Source organism: Mesorhizobium sp. SARCC-RB16n (assembly GCF_008520305.1).
Lineage (GTDB): Bacteria > Pseudomonadota > Alphaproteobacteria > Rhizobiales > Rhizobiaceae > Mesorhizobium.
In genome coordinates, this window is the sequence record NZ_ML703297.1 from 22,253 (window position 1) to 38,238 (window position 15,986).

The 15,986-nt window shown below is 58.5% G+C and carries 16 protein-coding genes, 1 pseudogene and 1 riboswitch; of the genes and pseudogenes, 8 read left to right on the forward strand and 9 right to left on the reverse strand.

Translation table 11 applies throughout. The features are described from left to right. Positions 1 to 6: 6 nt before the first annotated feature. The 6 genes from C7I87_RS31295 to C7I87_RS31320 are packed head-to-tail and all read right to left on the reverse strand — an operon-like array spanning position 7 to position 5,391. The gene (locus C7I87_RS31295; RefSeq protein WP_149907832.1) at positions 7 to 741 is read right to left on the reverse strand and encodes a type IV secretion system protein; all 735 of its coding nucleotides are present in this window, start codon (positions 739 to 741) and stop codon (positions 7 to 9) included. Positions 742 to 750: 9 nt separating this feature from the next. Further along, a complete protein-coding gene (locus C7I87_RS31300; protein ID WP_149907833.1) occupies positions 751 to 1,911 on the reverse strand; it encodes a transglycosylase SLT domain-containing protein in 1,161 nt (386 codons plus the stop codon). After that, positions 1,895 to 4,297 (reverse strand): VirB4 family type IV secretion/conjugal transfer ATPase, encoded by a 2,403-nt coding sequence (locus C7I87_RS31305; RefSeq protein ID WP_149907834.1) that lies wholly within the window; start codon positions 4,295 to 4,297, stop codon positions 1,895 to 1,897. Before C7I87_RS31305 ends, C7I87_RS31300 begins: the two co-directional genes overlap by 17 nt. Next, positions 4,294 to 4,587, reverse strand: coding sequence for a VirB3 family type IV secretion system protein (locus C7I87_RS31310; protein ID WP_149907835.1), 294 nt, complete (start codon positions 4,585 to 4,587; stop codon positions 4,294 to 4,296). Before C7I87_RS31310 ends, C7I87_RS31305 begins: the two co-directional genes overlap by 4 nt. 4 nt (positions 4,588 to 4,591) lie before the next feature. After that, entirely contained in the window at positions 4,592 to 4,906 is a 315-nt protein-coding gene (locus tag C7I87_RS31315; protein ID WP_149907836.1) for a TrbC/VirB2 family type IV secretion system protein, read from the reverse strand. A gap of 17 nt (positions 4,907 to 4,923) precedes the next feature. Beyond that, entirely contained in the window at positions 4,924 to 5,391 is a 468-nt protein-coding gene (locus C7I87_RS31320; protein WP_246696475.1) for a lytic transglycosylase domain-containing protein, read from the reverse strand. Between the two features lie 295 nt (positions 5,392 to 5,686). On the opposite strand from C7I87_RS31320, the gene C7I87_RS31325 reads away from it, so the two are divergent. The 3 genes from C7I87_RS31325 to C7I87_RS35430 are packed head-to-tail and all read left to right on the forward strand — an operon-like array spanning position 5,687 to position 7,006. Next, on the forward strand, positions 5,687 to 6,307 hold the full coding sequence (locus C7I87_RS31325; RefSeq protein WP_149907838.1) for a hypothetical protein: 621 nt from the start codon (positions 5,687 to 5,689) through the stop codon (positions 6,305 to 6,307). After that, a complete protein-coding gene (locus C7I87_RS31330) occupies positions 6,294 to 6,845 on the forward strand; it encodes a thermonuclease family protein (protein WP_149907839.1) in 552 nt (183 codons plus the stop codon). The genes C7I87_RS31325 and C7I87_RS31330 overlap by 14 nt, the downstream gene beginning before the upstream one ends. Then, positions 6,842 to 7,006 carry a hypothetical protein gene (locus tag C7I87_RS35430; RefSeq protein WP_188394064.1) on the forward strand — a complete coding sequence of 55 codons (165 nt, stop codon included), beginning with the start codon at positions 6,842 to 6,844 and terminating at the stop codon, positions 7,004 to 7,006. The genes C7I87_RS31330 and C7I87_RS35430 overlap by 4 nt, the downstream gene beginning before the upstream one ends. Here C7I87_RS35430 and C7I87_RS31335 read toward each other — a convergent pair. Further along, positions 7,003 to 7,347 (reverse strand): hypothetical protein, encoded by a 345-nt coding sequence (locus tag C7I87_RS31335; RefSeq protein ID WP_149907840.1) that lies wholly within the window; start codon positions 7,345 to 7,347, stop codon positions 7,003 to 7,005. The two genes, C7I87_RS35430 and C7I87_RS31335, sit on opposite strands and share 4 nt — an antisense overlap. Positions 7,348 to 7,479: 132 nt before the next feature. Between C7I87_RS31335 and C7I87_RS31340 the strand changes: the two genes are divergently transcribed. Next, entirely contained in the window at positions 7,480 to 9,069 is a 1,590-nt protein-coding gene (locus tag C7I87_RS31340; RefSeq protein ID WP_149907841.1) for an RcgA family putative transporter, read from the forward strand. Positions 9,070 to 9,081: 12 nt separating this feature from the next. Beyond that, positions 9,082 to 10,119 (forward strand): RcgR family putative quorum lactone hydrolase, encoded by a 1,038-nt coding sequence (locus C7I87_RS31345; protein ID WP_149907842.1) that lies wholly within the window; start codon positions 9,082 to 9,084, stop codon positions 10,117 to 10,119. Positions 10,120 to 10,173: 54 nt separating this feature from the next. On the opposite strand, the pseudogene C7I87_RS31350 reads toward C7I87_RS31345, so the two are convergent. Next, positions 10,174 to 10,734 (reverse strand): annotated as a pseudogene (locus tag C7I87_RS31350) (plasmid pRiA4b ORF-3 family protein). A 697-nt stretch (positions 10,735 to 11,431) separates the two neighbouring features. Further along, a riboswitch (glycine riboswitch) is annotated at positions 11,432 to 11,521 on the forward strand. Between the two features lie 138 nt (positions 11,522 to 11,659). Between C7I87_RS31350 and C7I87_RS31360 the strand changes: the two are divergent. The 3 genes from C7I87_RS31360 (at position 11,660) to C7I87_RS31370 (ending at position 14,738) form a co-directional block, all read left to right on the forward strand. Next, positions 11,660 to 12,898 (forward strand): D-amino acid dehydrogenase, encoded by a 1,239-nt coding sequence (locus C7I87_RS31360; protein ID WP_149907843.1) that lies wholly within the window; start codon positions 11,660 to 11,662, stop codon positions 12,896 to 12,898. Between the two features lie 45 nt (positions 12,899 to 12,943). Then, entirely contained in the window at positions 12,944 to 13,375 is a 432-nt protein-coding gene (locus C7I87_RS31365; RefSeq protein WP_149907844.1) for a GlcG/HbpS family heme-binding protein, read from the forward strand. A 193-nt stretch (positions 13,376 to 13,568) separates the two neighbouring features. After that, on the forward strand, positions 13,569 to 14,738 hold the full coding sequence (locus C7I87_RS31370; protein ID WP_149907845.1) for a M24 family metallopeptidase: 1,170 nt from the start codon (positions 13,569 to 13,571) through the stop codon (positions 14,736 to 14,738). Positions 14,739 to 14,796: 58 nt separating this feature from the next. Here C7I87_RS31370 and C7I87_RS31375 read toward each other — a convergent pair whose 3' ends face one another. Beyond that, positions 14,797 to 15,981, reverse strand: a complete 1,185-nt coding sequence (locus C7I87_RS31375; protein WP_149907846.1) for a glycine C-acetyltransferase — start codon at positions 15,979 to 15,981, stop codon at positions 14,797 to 14,799. Positions 15,982 to 15,986 lie beyond the last annotated feature (5 nt).

Sequence of the window (15,986 nt, forward strand, 5' to 3'; positions counted from 1 at the left end):
CAACGATCAGTTCCCGCTTGTGCCGAAGTTTTGGAATGGATTGACTTGCGCCGGCGTCATCAGCCTTTGCACCTGGCTCTGGCGCAACAGCCGTGTTTTCATTTCCTCGTTGAGCGCGGCGACTGCACCATTCTGCACGCCAATGAGCTCGTTGACCGCACGAGCATTCTCGAGCTGCATGCGCGTGTTTTGATCGACCGAGCCTTTGACGTCCTCGGACTGTCCGACCTGGCCGCTGGCCGACTGTAACGACTGTTCGCGTTGCGCGACCCCTTGCGAAGCCTGGGATGTCAGAGCGCTCAACAGCGACGCGACGTTGACGCTGCCGCCATAGGCTGTATTGACGGCACTGCTGCCATTGCCGGTAATTTGCTGGAGCTGTTTGACCAGCTGCAGGCCGTTGATGACAGCTCCGGCGATTTTCTGGATTTGCGGCGACAGTCCGCCGAAAGAGAGGGCGCCGCCATTGAGGATCGCTCCGAAGCTCGGCGCTTGCGCAATCGACATATTGCCGCCCAGGCCCATCTGGCCAATGCCGAGAGAGCCGTTGCGGCTGCCCGTCAGCGCTTGCAGGATCTGGTTGCTCTTCTCGAGGATGTCCTTGTTGGAGCCCATGATCGAATTGGTGTTGTCCGCATTCTGGCGGGCAACGTCCAAGTTCGCATTGTCGATGACGGCGATTTGCGCGTGAGCCGCGCTGGACAGAAGTGTTACACATGCTGCGAAAGCGATTTTTCTCACGTCAGCCTCCTATTCCTGAATTGCTTCAATTGCGCGAGCCGCGCCGGTTGGATCAGCATTGATTTGCACTGACTGCGCGTTCCCGGAACTGCTGTGCGCTCGCTGGCTGGCACAGGGTAGCCATTGGCTTCGATCGATCCGCAGGCGTTGAAGCTCGGCCGGGTCGCATGAAAATGGATTTGGGCCCCCATCCGGCGGCGGCGCAATGATCCGCGCAGTCTGCGAGGCTCCGACGTTGCTCAACGAAAGATACTGGCCGAGGAGGGCGGTGAAGTCCGAGGCCTGATTGATATATTGGCCGGTCACGTCCGTATTGAGACTGCGAGCGGACGAGTTGAGCTCCCAGGCCTCCTTGTATTCGCCAACTTGTCCGACGCCACCGACGAGCGCGTCGATCTGCGCGGAATTGGCCGTCATCTGTGCGGAGCCTCCGTCAAGGTCGGCCGCGGCTTTGGAGACAGAATCGAGGGCGCCGGTTTGGGCAGCGCCGCCCGGTCCGCTCGACGTCACGATGCTGATCGCTGGTGGGGCCGCCGCCGGCGCCTGTCCGCTGGAGACGTAGTTGTCGAAGTAGCCGTGCCATCGGCCGACGCCTGAGGCCCACTGCGCCTGTTCGGCGGCATTGGAGCCGTTGTAAAAGCTCGCCAGGCAGCTGTAGTTGCTGGCGCCGCATTGTGCGACGCCTTTGCCGAGATACTTGACCCCGCCCTCGACGTTTTGCTCGTTGATATCGCGATCGAAGCCGAGCTGCCTGCCCGTTCCCTGTGTCAGTTGCATCACGCCCTTGACGCCGGTGTGAGAGCCGGCACAGCTGTCAAGGCGGGATTCCTGGTACGCGACCGACAGGGCCAGACCCTCCGGAACGCCATATTTTTGAGCATAGTAGCGGATGAGCTTTGCGTTTTCGGCGTCGTGGTTCAGCGCCTCACCAGGGGAGCGACTGAACATTTGCGACCTGTACTTATTCGTATAGGTGCAAACGACACTCTTTTTCTTCCCCTTCTCGTCGGATTTGGTTTCTTGCGACTTCTCGCTGTGCTGCTCGTCTTGCGCGCGCTCATCCAGATTGGAATTGTCGATGACGGCGATCTGGGCCAGCGCCGGGGCAGGCGCCATCTGCCCCGGCAAGATCGCGGCCGCGGCGATCACGCTGCTAAGCCGCTTCTTCATGCTCGCTCTCCCATCCGCAAAGGTATGGTAGCCACGCCTCCGGCTCTTGCCCGTAGATCTCCCGTAGCCGTTCGCACTCCTTGATGTTGGTTTCGTTGGTCGACAGCACCTTGATGAGATCGGGCATGCCGGACAGATCGAGCTTCGCCACGATGGAATCGCTGTCGTGCTTGACCAGGAACGTTCGCGTCTCCTTGGCTGTGCGGCGCACAAACTCGAACTCCTTCGCCGTCAGCGAGAAGCGCGCCATGTAGGAATCCTTGCTCGCCTTCGGATTGGGGAAAAAGATGTTGGTTTTCGTCTGCTCGATCAGCGACGACGAGATCGACGAATTCACCACATCCTCGGCCGTCTGGGTGCCGAAGCCGACGACACCGTTGCGCCGGCGGATTGTTTTCAGCGTCTCGTTGATGAAGGCGGCAAACACATCGTCGTCGAGCAGCTTCCAGCCTTCATCGAGGAACATGAGAAGCGGCGTTCCGTCGATTATCTCTTCGAGCCGGTGGAAGATGTATAGCAGAGCGGCCGAGCGCAATTTCTTGTCGGCCAGGATCTTCGTCATGTCGAACCCTACCACCGGCTTCGAGAAGTCGACGAGATCGACGGGGTTATTGAAGAGCCAGCCCTTGTCGCCAGGGTCCAGCCACGGTTCAATTCGCGCTGCGAGATCGTTCATCCCGGGCGTCAGCGAACCGCGCAGCACTTCCGGCAGCAACTCAAACGTGCGTTGTTGGCGCGGGATCTTGTAGACCTTGTCGATGGCCGTGTTGATCACGCGCATTTCGGCCACATCGAGCGAACCGTCGTCAGGGGTCAGGATGTAGCGCAGAAGCCCTTCAAGAAACGTGCGGTTTTCTGCAGTGTCTTCCAGCTGGAGCGGCGCGAAGCCGGTGGCCTGCATCGGCTGCATGACCTCATAGCGGCCGCCGAGCGCGCGAATGAAGAGCTCGGCGCCCCGCATGTAGTCAAAGTACACGCACCGGGGTCGCGGCGAAATCCGCATCGCCTGCGCCATCAGGAATGACAGCACGACCGTCTTGCCCGAACCGGTCGGACCGAAAACCGTGAAGTGACCGACATCGTGAACGTGAAAGTTGAAATAGTAGGCTGTCTGGCTGGTCGTCTCGAGAAGCGCGATTGGTCTCTTCCAGTGCAGTCCTTCACGCTGGCCTGAGGGGAAATTGTGGCCTGAAAACAGCCCGGCAAAATTCAGCGACGAGATCAGGGCGCGGCGCGCAATGTAGCTGAAATTGCCGGGCAGTTGTGCCCAAAACGCAAGCTCCATGTTAAGGGTTTCCCGCACCGGAACGATCGACATGCGCGAAAGTTCGGCGGTTATGTCGGACAAGGCGCGGTTGAGCCCTTGGACGTCGGCGGCGAGCGCCATCACCGTCATGTGGTGCTGCCCGAAAACCACCTCACCGCCGGCAAGCTTGTCCGCACCGGCGTGCACTGAATCCTCGACGGAGGTTCCGGCCTCATCCGAACCGCCGACCTGGTTTGAGATGGTGTTGATGCGTCGCATGGCCGTCACGCGATCCTTGATCGCGAACGACTGCGTCAGGATGAATTCATGCGGGAGCCGCAACAGACCATCAAGCGACCCGGGTGCCGTGAAGGGCGGGTATTCCTTGATGGACACCATGGCGCCAATCTTGCTTGCCTGCGCCCCTCTGATCTCCACAGCGGATTTGCCGAAGAAGATTTGCCGCGTCGCACACGCAGTAGCCAAATTCATGCGCGGGAGCGGCATTTCCACATCTGCGCCGCCGGCGAGAATCTTGGCGATGAATTCGGTAGGTTCGGAAAACACGCTGTCGCGCCGTGTCACCACCCCCAGAAGCCGCGCGCCATAGGCCGAAAAGTCCTTTACGACGCCATTGAGGACATCGTGCAATTCGGCCATGGCCTCTTCACGTGTTTCTTCGCCGGCCGTACTGATGCGGAACGCGTTGAACGCCTTGTCGACCCATCCGACACGCCCAACCATCGGGCGGCGGATGAGGGTCAGGAAAGCCTCGTTGACGAACAGATTCTTTGACCCCAACTCGTCCATATAGCGGGCATCGAGCTCAGCCACGAAAGGGTTGTCGAAATCCCCTTCGATCTCTGGCGCTACGTGACGTCGAATGATGGTCGAATAGGCCGCAAAACGGGACGTGGAGAGATTGCGGAATGTCGTGTTGCGATTGAACATGCGGCTGTTGAGTTCTGCCTGATCCATTGTCTGGAATGGCAGGCCGCTAAGCTGAATGACCCCGACGAGAAACCCGCTTTTCGTGACGATCAGGTTGTCGTCGACATGCCGCAGATAAGGGACATGCGCCTCGACAGGCTTTTCCCGTCTGCGCGCTTTGGCGAACTTCAGATCGGCGTTTACGGTCACGGCGAATAGCTCCTCGCGCCCCAAAAGCCTGAGTTTGCGACCGCGCCCCGCTTCGACAGCCGGCGTTCGACTATGTGGAAGATGTAAGGGTCGCGCTGGCACAGATAGGCGCTCACCAGATGCGTCACGCCGAAGAGGGACAGGCCGAGCGTGAAGCTGCTGGTCGCTATGAATCCGATGACGGCACCCATGCCGTTAATCGCGAACACCTCGTAACGAACGCCCCATTTCATTGGGGGGCGCGTCAAAGGAAGGCTTACGGGCTCGACATAGACCTCTTCGTCGTCCATCCGCTCACGCGCCTCCAGCGGTAGACCTGATGGAATCGACCAGAGCTGCAGCGCCAAAGACGAGAGCGATGCCGATGATGATGGAAAGGGCCATCATCCACACCAGTCTGCCGGTCATGGCAAGAAAGCCGAGAAAGCAAACTGCTATGATCCCAAAAGATCGAGCAATGCTGCCCTGCAGCACACCGACGAACCATTCCAGCACGCCCTCGACCGGGGCTGCCGACTGCGCGTATGCGCTCGCCGGCGCCAGCGACACGCCGATCGCCGCAGCGGCAATAAACTGCAGGGCGAATTTGCCTGCCTTTTTATAATCCATCGTCCTTTTACTCCTTTTCAGTTGCCAAAATCGATGACGTGACCATCTTGCCAGGCGGCGCCACCGACCGTGGCGGTCGCGGCTGCGTGATCGTCAACATCGTTGGGAATGGCGCCCTTGATCAGCTTGCCGAGCTTCCAGCGATTGAGCACTTTCACCACGTATTTCGTGGTCTCGTCGTTCACGGGAATGCCGTTGGCTTTGTAGACGTTCTGCTCACCTGCGTTGTAGGCGGCCAACATCAACAGCGGATCATGGAACTCGTCATAAAGCGCTTTCAGATACCGGACGCCCGCGCGGATGTTGGCTTTCTCGTCGCATCTGTCAGCCACACCAAGACGAGACGCTGTGGCCGGCATGAGCTGCATGATGCCGAGAGCGCCCGCGCGAGACGGCCTTTGATTGCCGCCCATATCGCTTTCTGCCCAGGCAACCGCCTCGGTTAGATCGGGATTGAAGCCTTCTTCTTCGGCGGTCTTTCGCACCAAGGCCGCGGCGCGCCGGCGGTCCGTCGGCGCACACCCGCCGCTGATCGCCGAACCGTGATCGTCGTCCGAAACGGTCGAAAGCGCCGTGCGGGCCGGCGGTGGAAATACCGCCGCAATGCGCTTCGAGGGCGTGTTCTGCGCGTGTGCGCCGAATGATGCCATGACGCTACACAGCGAAACCGCAAGGGCGATCCGGTTTTTCATTGCGTTACCGAAATTGACACTTTACTATGGGTACAGGGTCCCAAAGTAAAGTGTCAATACGAGAAGCGTTATCGAGGCTATTTTTCCGATGAAACAGATGCCCTTCGTTGCGGCTTTGTTGCTGCAAAGCACCGTTTTATGCGCAGCCGACCTGGGCACGAACGAGCCGCATCCGTTCGAGCAGCCCTCGACCGCGTACCTGCAGAAGTTCGCAAAGCCTGGCGAAAAGATTTTCGTGTACGAGCGCTACGATGGCCACGGGGGCCTTTATCAGCGCGAGGTGACGCAGCTGACAGAGCCGGTGCAAATCAAGTCCGCGACGGAACGCGTCATCAACGGCGTCACCTACAGGCTGCGAGGCCTCGCGGCCTGCCCGAAGCCGAAGATTACCTATAAAACCGAGGAGTGGGATTGTACGAAGGCCGTGCAGGACTACGAGGACGCTGTTTATAACACCCGCGCATCCGTCGTGTTGTGCAAGACGCTGGTCCTGAAAAGCCAATCTGGCGTACCGGACGCGGTTTCGTGCTTTGCGCTCGTCGGGGCTGGCAATGCCAACGACCCCTATTCGGTCGCATATGACGACGATTCCATTGTCTTCTTCGAGATGGCTGCGATCGGCCGCAACACGGAAGGCAAGTCTCTGCGACCGGATCTCGAACATGCCTCCGATCTCGGCAAACAGTTCCAGACCGATGAAGCGAACTAGCCTCGCCGCGCTGTTCGCACTCGCGACCGCTCACGCTGTGAGCGCCCAAGGCACCACGCCACTGAGCGCGACAGCCACTCCCGTACTCGTGTCGAAAAGCGCCGAACTGTTGACCGGAGATACGTGGGGCGACCGTGGCAAGCTCTACCGGCTTTATGGCGTCCAATCGTGCTTGCGGGGCACGACCGCCCTGAATGCGAATGGTAGAGAACTCGATTGCGGCAACATCTCGCTCGCCCACCTGGCCGCCTTGTTTTCGACAGCGGCCGTGACTTGCCAGCCTATCGCCATGGCGCTGGACAACGCGACGTTTGTCGTCTGTGGAGCGAAACTCGACGGCAACACGATCGACGTGGGGACCGCCCTCATCGCGGCCGGCTACGCGTTCGCCGCAACCGACGCGAAAGGCAACGCCGTCAGTGCTAACTATCTGGTGGCCGAGCTTAACGCGAAAATGAAAGCAGATGGCCTTTGGGCGACCAAGTTTCAACATCCAATTGAACTTTTGCTGAAACGGCCGAGGGAGCGCAAGCAATGAATCACGAAGAGGAATCGAACCGCTACTATTACCCAGTCGAGGGCCGCACGGACGGGGCTATACCGGGCGCGCTTGCATTCATTGCGATCATCGCGATGCCGACGTTGGCCTATGCCGCATGGCACGCCTTGGCATCTTGGTTTTCTGCGGTCTTTTCTTAGATGGGCAAATCGACGAAAGATCGCAGCAGCTCCTGCAGGTCATCCCAATCCACGTCGCACCAACCGTTGTTCATGAGCCGCTCGAAATATTCGGCTTTCATTTTCAGCTCGCAAACATCGGCAACCGGCGCCATCGCTGCCTGCCGTCGCACAACCGCCTCGTCCGCCATCACGGCGTCAAGCTGCGGCCCGATCAGCGCCGCCTCGGCATCTTCGGCTTGCATTAACCGTTTTCCGAGACTCTCCACCTTTGCCATGGCATGACGATGCGCCGCGATCAGACTCACAACTCCGACTGCCTCTTGTGCCTCTCCGTTGCTGCACGCCAGTTCAATAGCCATTGTCCTGCTCCGAGTGATTCGCGGCCCGCCCCTCGCCCGTTGCACAAGGTCGAGAAATAAGTTGATTAGGGACGATGGCACGATAGGATACGAAGACTAGCGAAACGAAGCGAAACCAGAGCCTGCAAGTACTTGTTTAGGAACGCCAAGTTATTTCTCCCGCCACCGAGAGACGGGAGTGATTTCAAAGAGCTATTCAAACGACTAGCCGCGGCGGGTGCGGGTCGGCCATTGGACAAAGATGGATTTCCGGCAGGCCCATGGACGCCCGAGCTTCTCGCAGAGGCGATTTCACAGATTGATTCCAACCGGACTGGGGTCGATCTGCGAACGGTCCAGCTTTGGTTTCAAGAGAACGACAAGGGAATTAGCGCTGCGAACATCCGTTGGCTGGCGAGGGTTTTTGGGTGCGATGATCCGGTGGCTACCAGCGAATGGCAGATGGAGCTAAGTGCGGCGCAATCGCGGTTAGCGGCCAAGAGACGAGAATGGAAGAGAGCCGGAAGCGACGTTGCGCTGGCGATTCCAGATTGGGCACGGAACACGACCTTCGATGACGAGTCAGAATCCCTGGCAAAGCTGGCACGGAATACTGACGCCAGGGGGCCGAGGCGGCGTTTTAGTTTGGCGAGGAGATCGGAAGCGCTTTTTAGCCGCGGATCTCCTTTGAATTTACCGGCGTCGGTGTTTGCGGGTGCCGCCGCTCTTGGGTTTTTATCGTATATCACGGGGATTCACGACGCTACTTACGTCCGGGCGGATGGCCTCGTGAAGCAGGTTGGGTTTCTTTGGGCGCCGAATTGGACATTCCTGTTCATGGTGCTTTTGCCACTGTTTTTTGTGTTCGTGACAGAGCTAGTTGTCTTTTGGAAAACTCAGGGGCGCTTAAAGCTTGTAACGGAGGGCGACCGGATCGGAAACGACGATGCTTGGGCGCACAATGTAGAAGCTTCTTCGTATTCATATTGGTCCGTTTTTCTGATTTGCGTGGTGTTCGCCGGGCTCTTTCAGTGGATCGGCGTATGTTTGATTCCGTTGATGGAAGGCGCTGGCAATTATGCGACGGATTGGGGCAAGTTAGCGATTGTGCGCCCTGAGGTCATATCCGTGCCGGAAGAGGTCGTATTCACGGGGCTCGCTTACCTCTATATGTGCCTGTGCTTCTATCTGTTCTTTGTGGGTCTCATTTTGCTTTACACGGTCATCCATGATCTTTGGATAATTCGTGAGGCATCGAAGAGCCGACCGGAGGTGAGTTATCAACATAAGGTCAATGAAGCCGGTCTCAGGGTGATGCGTGGCATTTTTCGATGTACTGTTTTGGGGGTTCTGATCGCCATATGCATGAAGGCTCAAAGCTCTTACCTGACGTCGCGTGGAGAAAATATTGCGGCTTGGTTAGTCGGCGACATGTATTCAGCCTTATATGGGGGCAATGATGTGAGAGACGGGATCGCCTATAGAATGCCGACGCAGTACAGCAGCCTTCTTATCGTTATTTCGACCTGTGTTGTTTTTGTGTATGGCTGGATCCGTTTGGGTGTCGGAACTCGGTTTCAGGTGGCTTTGTGGAAGATGTTGGCGGTCGTGGCGTTACTCGTTGCTGGCTACTTGCTAATCGATGCATTTGCTGGCTTTTCAATCCTTCTGGGCGTGGGAGTGCTGCTCGCGATATACGGCCTAATTGATCCCGGATTCGGGAAAGGCGAGCGAGAGAGTTAGGAAACAATCAGAATGTATCATAGTTGGCTTGATCGTTGGGATGAGCGGCGGGCGCGGCGCGGCGAGGAAGGGAAAAAGACAACGCATCTCATCCTTGACGCGGACCGCGCCTTTCCGGGAGCGAGGAAGATTGCGAGCATCGAGGAGTTTTGTGCGCTTGCGGACCAGGCCGTCGCTGATCCAGCCTTTTTCGAGGAGCCGAGTGAGAGCGATCAGGGTTTTGAAAGGAGGGATGGGTGGCTAAAATTTCCATCGGACATTGCGACTGATATTGCAGCGAACAATGTCGTGTGGGCGAAAATCACGGAAAGCGGGTCCTTCGACCAGGCAATGGTGATCTTTCACCATTGGAATGCAGGCGCGCGGAACCGTCAGATTGCCAAATTTTTCTCGCGGCGTGGTATCACGGTAGTCGAGATCGCTATGCCTTATCACTTCGAGCGCAGCCGCCCCGGCTCCGTCCACGCCGATTATATGCTTAGCCCCAATCTCGGGCGAACGATCCAGTCTATAAGGCAGGGAGTACTGGATGGGCGAAAGCTCATACGTTGGTTGAGGAGCGAAGGCTATAGAGAGATTTCGGTTCTTGGTATGAGCTTGGGTTCCTGGGTCGCGGGGTTGATTGCCGCGCGCGACAATGCCGTCTCAAAAGCCTCGCTGTTCCTGACGGCGGGGAGTCTGGCGGACATGGTCTGGACGGGCCGCGCGACACGATCGATACGCGATAGCCTTGAGGCTGAGATTGAGCTGACCGATCTCAGAAGGGCCTGGGGTCCGCTTAACCTGGAGAATTATGCACATTGTCTGGCACGGCCTGATCTCGATCTTCACGTTGTGTTGGCCAAGAGAGACAAAGTGGTGCTGCCGGCACTGTCAGAGAGGTTCATGCAGAGGCTCAAGGACGCCGGAGCCAGACCGACTGTTTTGGAGTTGAACTGTGGTCACTATTCGCTGGCCGTGCCGCCTTACATCTTGTTGGCCGGTTTGAGCTTGAAACGGTTTCTGTCGTGTGCGGACAACTCTCCCTTGGATTGGCGGCGGAAGCGGTAGTTTCCTCGTGCGGCGCGCACTGCCTTGGCGATCGCGTTGTTTATGGCGTCGAGGTCACAGTTCGGGATGAAATTTGCGGCCGGCCCACCGGCGCATGGCCTTATGCTCTTCGTGACCGCTGTCGCGCCATGCTTCGAGGAACTCGGCATAGCCGTGCGGGCCGCCGACGTCCTCTGGCGGCCCTGACCGGCCAGCTGCAATGCAGCGAGGATAATTGACGCCTGCCTCGCCCGGAAGGCGTTCCAGACGGAGCAGATGGCGCCAGTTGTCGCCGAAGTCGTACTCATAGAGGATCGTGATGGGCTGCTCGTCGGGATCCTAGGAAAAAACGAAATCGACCATCCGTAACTCGGTTGCCTCGGAGATGCGATTGGCGCTGAAGCCGTCCTCGTCGAACTCCGGCGCGCCATAGATGAGGCCGCCGATGTTGAACTGGCGCAAATGGCTGTCGGTCCAACCAAAGGAGGCCTGGAGCACCTTGTGGAATTGGGCAAGGTTGAGCGCCATCGCCAGCTCGAGGGCACCGCTAATCCTCGGTTCAATTCCGATAATGTGGGCCTCTGCGCGCACGAGTTTAGCTGTCGGGAGCGAAAGGGTCGAGCATGTGGCAAGCATGCCGCGCGTGAATGGCGTGGGCAAGGGGGCGGCAATTTCGGCGCGACGAATGTGGCGATGGATGCGACGACATTTCGCCGGTAGGAACGCCGCCGCGAAAACAACTCCGATTGTTGATCGGCCGGCCGTCCCACCTTATTCATAAGGGCGCAACGCCTCCCTCCTACGTCAGCCGAGAGAACATGAGCAGGTACAAAGACCATCGCAAGCCGCGGCGGCATCGAGATGACGACGAGCCGTTTTCTTTCCGGAAAAGTCTATCGTGCCCAGCTTCTTTCAGCGGCCACCGCCGGCGGTCGCGGCACCAGTCGACGCCCAGGTGAAGTGGTTCAACGCAAGCAAGAGGTTTGGGTTCGTCAAAGCCTCAGACGGCACAGAGGCCTATTTGCCCTTGCGCGTGTTGGAGGCGATTAGAAGCCACGGTGGCGCCGAAGGACCGCATCTCAAGGTCACGTTAGAGGAAACGAAAAAGGGACATCAGGTAGCGCAAGTACTGGAAAGTCTGGGAATACATTTCCGAAGAGGCTTTGCGCCAATCGCCAATGTCCGGTAAATGACTTTTCCGTACATTGGCCGGAAATCGGGCACGTTGGGCCATATCGGTCAAAAACACCGGCAAAATGATCCGTACATTTCAGCACTGATATCGAAATGGCGACCAACGGTATGCTCTATGACCGTATAGCTGGTAGTGTTCAAAGGCTGGACGGGAGAGATCGGCATCTGCCGACGCCGACGGAGCAACCCCCCAAGGAAACTCTCAGGCAAAAGTGACCGCACCGCCGAACGATCTGGAGAGAGACGCCTCGAGCGTCCACCGAAGGGGAAAGCCGGCAAGTCCGGTTAAGCTCTCAGGTACCCGAGACAGATTTGGGGATTCGCCGCGGGCCAGTCTCGCACCCCATTGTAGTGTTCGGAGTTCAGAATGCCCAAAATCATTGTAATTGGCGCCGGAATTGCCGGTGTGTCGACGGCCTATGCTTTGTTGGAGCAAGGCTACGACGTCACTGTGGTCGAGCGGCGCCGCTATGCCGCGATGGAAACGTCGTTCGCCAACGGCGGCCAGCTGTCCGCGAGCAATGCCGAAGTCTGGAATCACTGGTCAACCGTCCTCAAGGGCATCAAGTGGATGCTTCGGCGGGACGCACCGCTCCTCATGAACCCTACCCCGTCGTGGCACAAGTACAGCTGGCTGATGGAATTCGTATCCAATATTTCGCGATATCGCGAGAACACGATTGAAACGACCCGCCTGGCTATCGCGGCCCGTAAGTACCTCTTCGAGATCGCTGACCGTGAAGGCATCGACTTTGATCACGTCCGTCGCGGTATCCTGCATGTTTACTGGGATAAAACCGGCTTCGACCATGCGTTGAAAGTGAATGAGATGCTGAACGAGGGCGGCCTCGACCGGCGATCGGTGACGCCCGGCGAATTTGCCGGGATTGAACCCGCCTTGCATGGCAATTTTTATGGAGGGTTTTACACCCCGTCGGATTCGACCGGCGACATCCACAAATATTGCGCGGGTTTGGCGAAGGCCTGCACAAAGCGCGGCGCCCAATTCATCTATGACGCTGCGGTGATCCGGATTGAACGCCGGGATCGCTTTAACCTCGTTTGCACAACTGATGGCGCCGATCTGACGCTGGTGGCCGATGGCATTGTAGTATGTGCGGGAACAAATAGCCGCGATATCGCTGCGATGTTCGGGGATCGCATCAATATTTATCCGGTGAAAGGCTATTCAATTACGGTGGAGTTGGAGGGGTCTACGGCAGATTCCTCGGCGCCTTGGGTAAGCATTCTGGACGACCGCGCGAAAATCGTGACCAGCCGCCTCGGCGCAGCGCGCCTGCGCGTGGCAGGTACCGCGGAGTTCAACGGCGTCAATTTCGACATCCGTGAAGATCGCATCAGACCTTTGATCGACTGGACCCGGATGATGTTCCCGAAAGTGGTAACTGAACACGTTGTGCCGTGGGCAGGGCTGCGACCCATGATGCCGAACATGATGCCCCGGGTCGGCAAAGGCCGGGTTCCGGGTGTCTTCTACAATACGGGACACGGGCATCTAGGGTGGACGCTTTCTGCTGCAACATCGGCCATGCTGGCCACGGTTGTGGCTGCCGATCTTCCGGTCGATGCTCGTATCGCGGCATAGAAGAATAGAAGACGCCCAGCTAACAAGCTCAAGGGAAAATCCAATATGACCAAGCTGACATTGGAAGTTGCCAATTCCATCATTAATCGGGCTTGCTCTACAGCAAGCGGGAAGGGTCTTAAGGCATTGAGCGTTGCGGTCCTGGATGCTGGCGGCCACTTGGTCGCGTTTCAGAAGCAGGACGGGGCTTCAATGCTCCGCTTTGAAATTGCATTCGGCAAGGCTTACGGAGCTTTGGCCGTCGGTTTCGGTTCGCGCTGGCTCGACAAAGCATCAGCCGACCGACCTCACTTTGTAGCCGGCCTGACCACTATACCAGGCGGCAAGATTGTTCCCGTCCCCGGGGGCGTCCTAGTGCGAGACCAGGCCGGTCGGTTGCTTGGTGCGGTAGGGATTACCGGAGATACATCCGACAACGATGAAGCAGTGGCCGTGGAAGCAATCGAGATAGGCGGTTTGAATGCTCAGGCGGCCTGATTGAGGCCACCCACTCGAAGCGCCTCGTGCTCGTCGGGCGAGAGACGCAAATCTGGCGAGCGATCAGGCACATTTGAAATAGCGTCTGCGCCGCCGGCGCGATTTTGGCATCTTTCGTGCGCTGAGCGCCGTTAGGATGGTGGGCAGATGCAGCCGCCAGGGTCCAGAACGTTTGGATAGACAGGATTATCGAATGGATCAGCAAGCCTCCTACGGATTTGCGCCGTCTGAGTTCGAAGAGCGTGTCGCCAGGGCTCAGCGGTTGATGGGTCAACATCGCCTGGACGGCTTGTTGCTCACTTCAATGGACAATATCCGGTACTTCATCGGTGTCGATTCCACATTCTGGGAGAGTTACACCCGACCTTGGTTTGTATTAGTGCCTGCTATCGGGGCGCCCCTTGCGATCATTCCCGAAATTGGAAGGGCTATTATCGAGAAGACGTGGATCACGGAAATCAGATCCTGGCCGTCGCCTCGGCCCGAAGACGAAGGCACCTCTCTTGTTGTCTCTGCGATATCCGACCTGCCCCAGCGACACGGACGGGTCGGAGCTGAGCTTGGTTTCGAACTGCGACTGGGAATGCCGGTAACGCAATTGAATGCGATCATCGGTGACCTGAAAAGCGTCGAGATTGTCGATGGCGCAAGCCTCATTTGGCAGCTCCGCATGATCAAGAGCGCGGCCGAGGTCAGTAAAATCAAAAAGGCTGTCGACATCGCGGGCGCCGTATACGCCCAAGTGCCCGATTTCGTTATAATCGGCGATACTGAACGTACGATCCTTCGGGAATTCCGCGGTCGCCTCAATATGGGCGGCGCCGGCGCTATCCCGACCCTCATTTGCAGATCCGACGTCGGCGGGCCTTTCGAGATTACGGGCGGTCCAAGGGACCGGCCAATCGCTGATGGCGATCTGCTCTTCATTGACACGGGCACGACCTTCGACGGGTATTTCTGCGACTACGATCGCAACTACCAGGTTGGCAGGGCTACGGATGCCCTGCGGTATGCTCACGACAAGGTGTGGGAAGCGCACGAGGTTGGGCTTCAAACAGTAACAGCAGGGGTTACGGCCGGATATGTGTTTGAACAGATGGCCAAGGCGCTTTCTTCCGGTGGGACGGATCTCAACAGCAACGGGCGCATGGGCCACGGGCTTGGGCTCCGGCTGACCGAACCGCCGTCCATTCGACTGGAGGACAATACGGTGTTGCAGCCAGGCATGGTGCTCTGCATTGAGCCTGCCTTGGAGTACGAGCCCGGTAAAATCGTCCTGCATGAGGAAACAGTCGTGGTCACTGAAGGAAAGGCCCAACTGCTTACCCTTCGGGCGCCGAAGCAGCTAGCCCAGATAGGCTGATGGGGTAGAAGGCTCTCGCCCGAACCTCCTATTTGCGGCCGGTATTAGAGACCGCGGGTCATATAATCGAAAGTTCCCTTGCTACCTCCGCAAACGCCTCGACCGCGCGGTCGATGTCGGTGCAGGAATGCGCCGCCGACATCTGCGTGCGGATGCGCGCCTGGCCTTTCGGTACGACAGGGAATGAAAAGCCGATGACATAGATGCCGCGCTTCAGCATGCGCGCCGCCATTTCTTGCGCCAGCGTGGCATCGCCCAGCATCACCGGGATGATCGGGTGATCGGCGCCGGCCAGCGTGAAACCCAACTTGCCCATCTGAGACCGAAAGCGTTCTGCGTTGGCATATAGGCGCTGGCGCAGCGCGTCGCCATGGCGGATCAGGTCGAACACTTTGATCGAGGCGCCGGCGATTGCCGGCATCAGCGTGTTGGAGAAGAGATAGGGGCGCGAGCGCTGGCGCAGCCAGTCGACTACCTGGCTCTTGCCCGACGTGTAGCCGCCGGAAGCGCCGCCGAGCGCCTTGCCGAGGGTGCCGGTGATGATGTCCACCCTGCCCTCGACGCCGCAATGCTCGGCCGAGCCGCGGCCATTCTTACCGACGAAGCCGACCGCATGGCTGTCGTCGACCATGACCAGGGCGTCGTATTTGTCGGCAAGGTCGCAGACGCCCTTGAGGTTGGCGATGATGCCGTCCATCGAGAACACGCCGTCCGTCGCGATCAGCCGGAAGCGGCAATCCTTCGCCTCCTTCAGCCGCGCCTCGAGATCGGCCATGTCGTTGTTGGCATAGCGGAAGCGCTTGGCCTTCGACAGCCTGACCCCGTCGATGATCGAGGCATGGTTCAGCGCGTCCGAGATGATAGCGTCCTCCTCGCCGAGCAGCGTCTCGAACAGGCCGCCATTGGCGTCGAAGCAGGAGCCGTAGAGGATGGTGTCCTCCAGGCCGAGGAAGGATGAAATCGTCGCCTCGAGCTGCTTGTGCTCTTCCTGAGTGCCGCAGATGAAGCGCACCGAGGCCATGCCGTAGCCATAACGGTCGAGCGCCTGGCTGGCCGCCGCGCGCAGGTCGGCGCTGTCGGCGAGGCCGAGATAGTTGTTGGCGCAGAAATTGAGCACCTTCTGCCCGCCGACCTCGATCTCGGCTGACTGCATCGAGGATATGACCTGTTCGGATTTGTAGAGGCCGGCAGACTTCAGACCGGCGAGCTCATTCGAGAGATGAGAAATGAAGGCGTCGGTCATCGGCA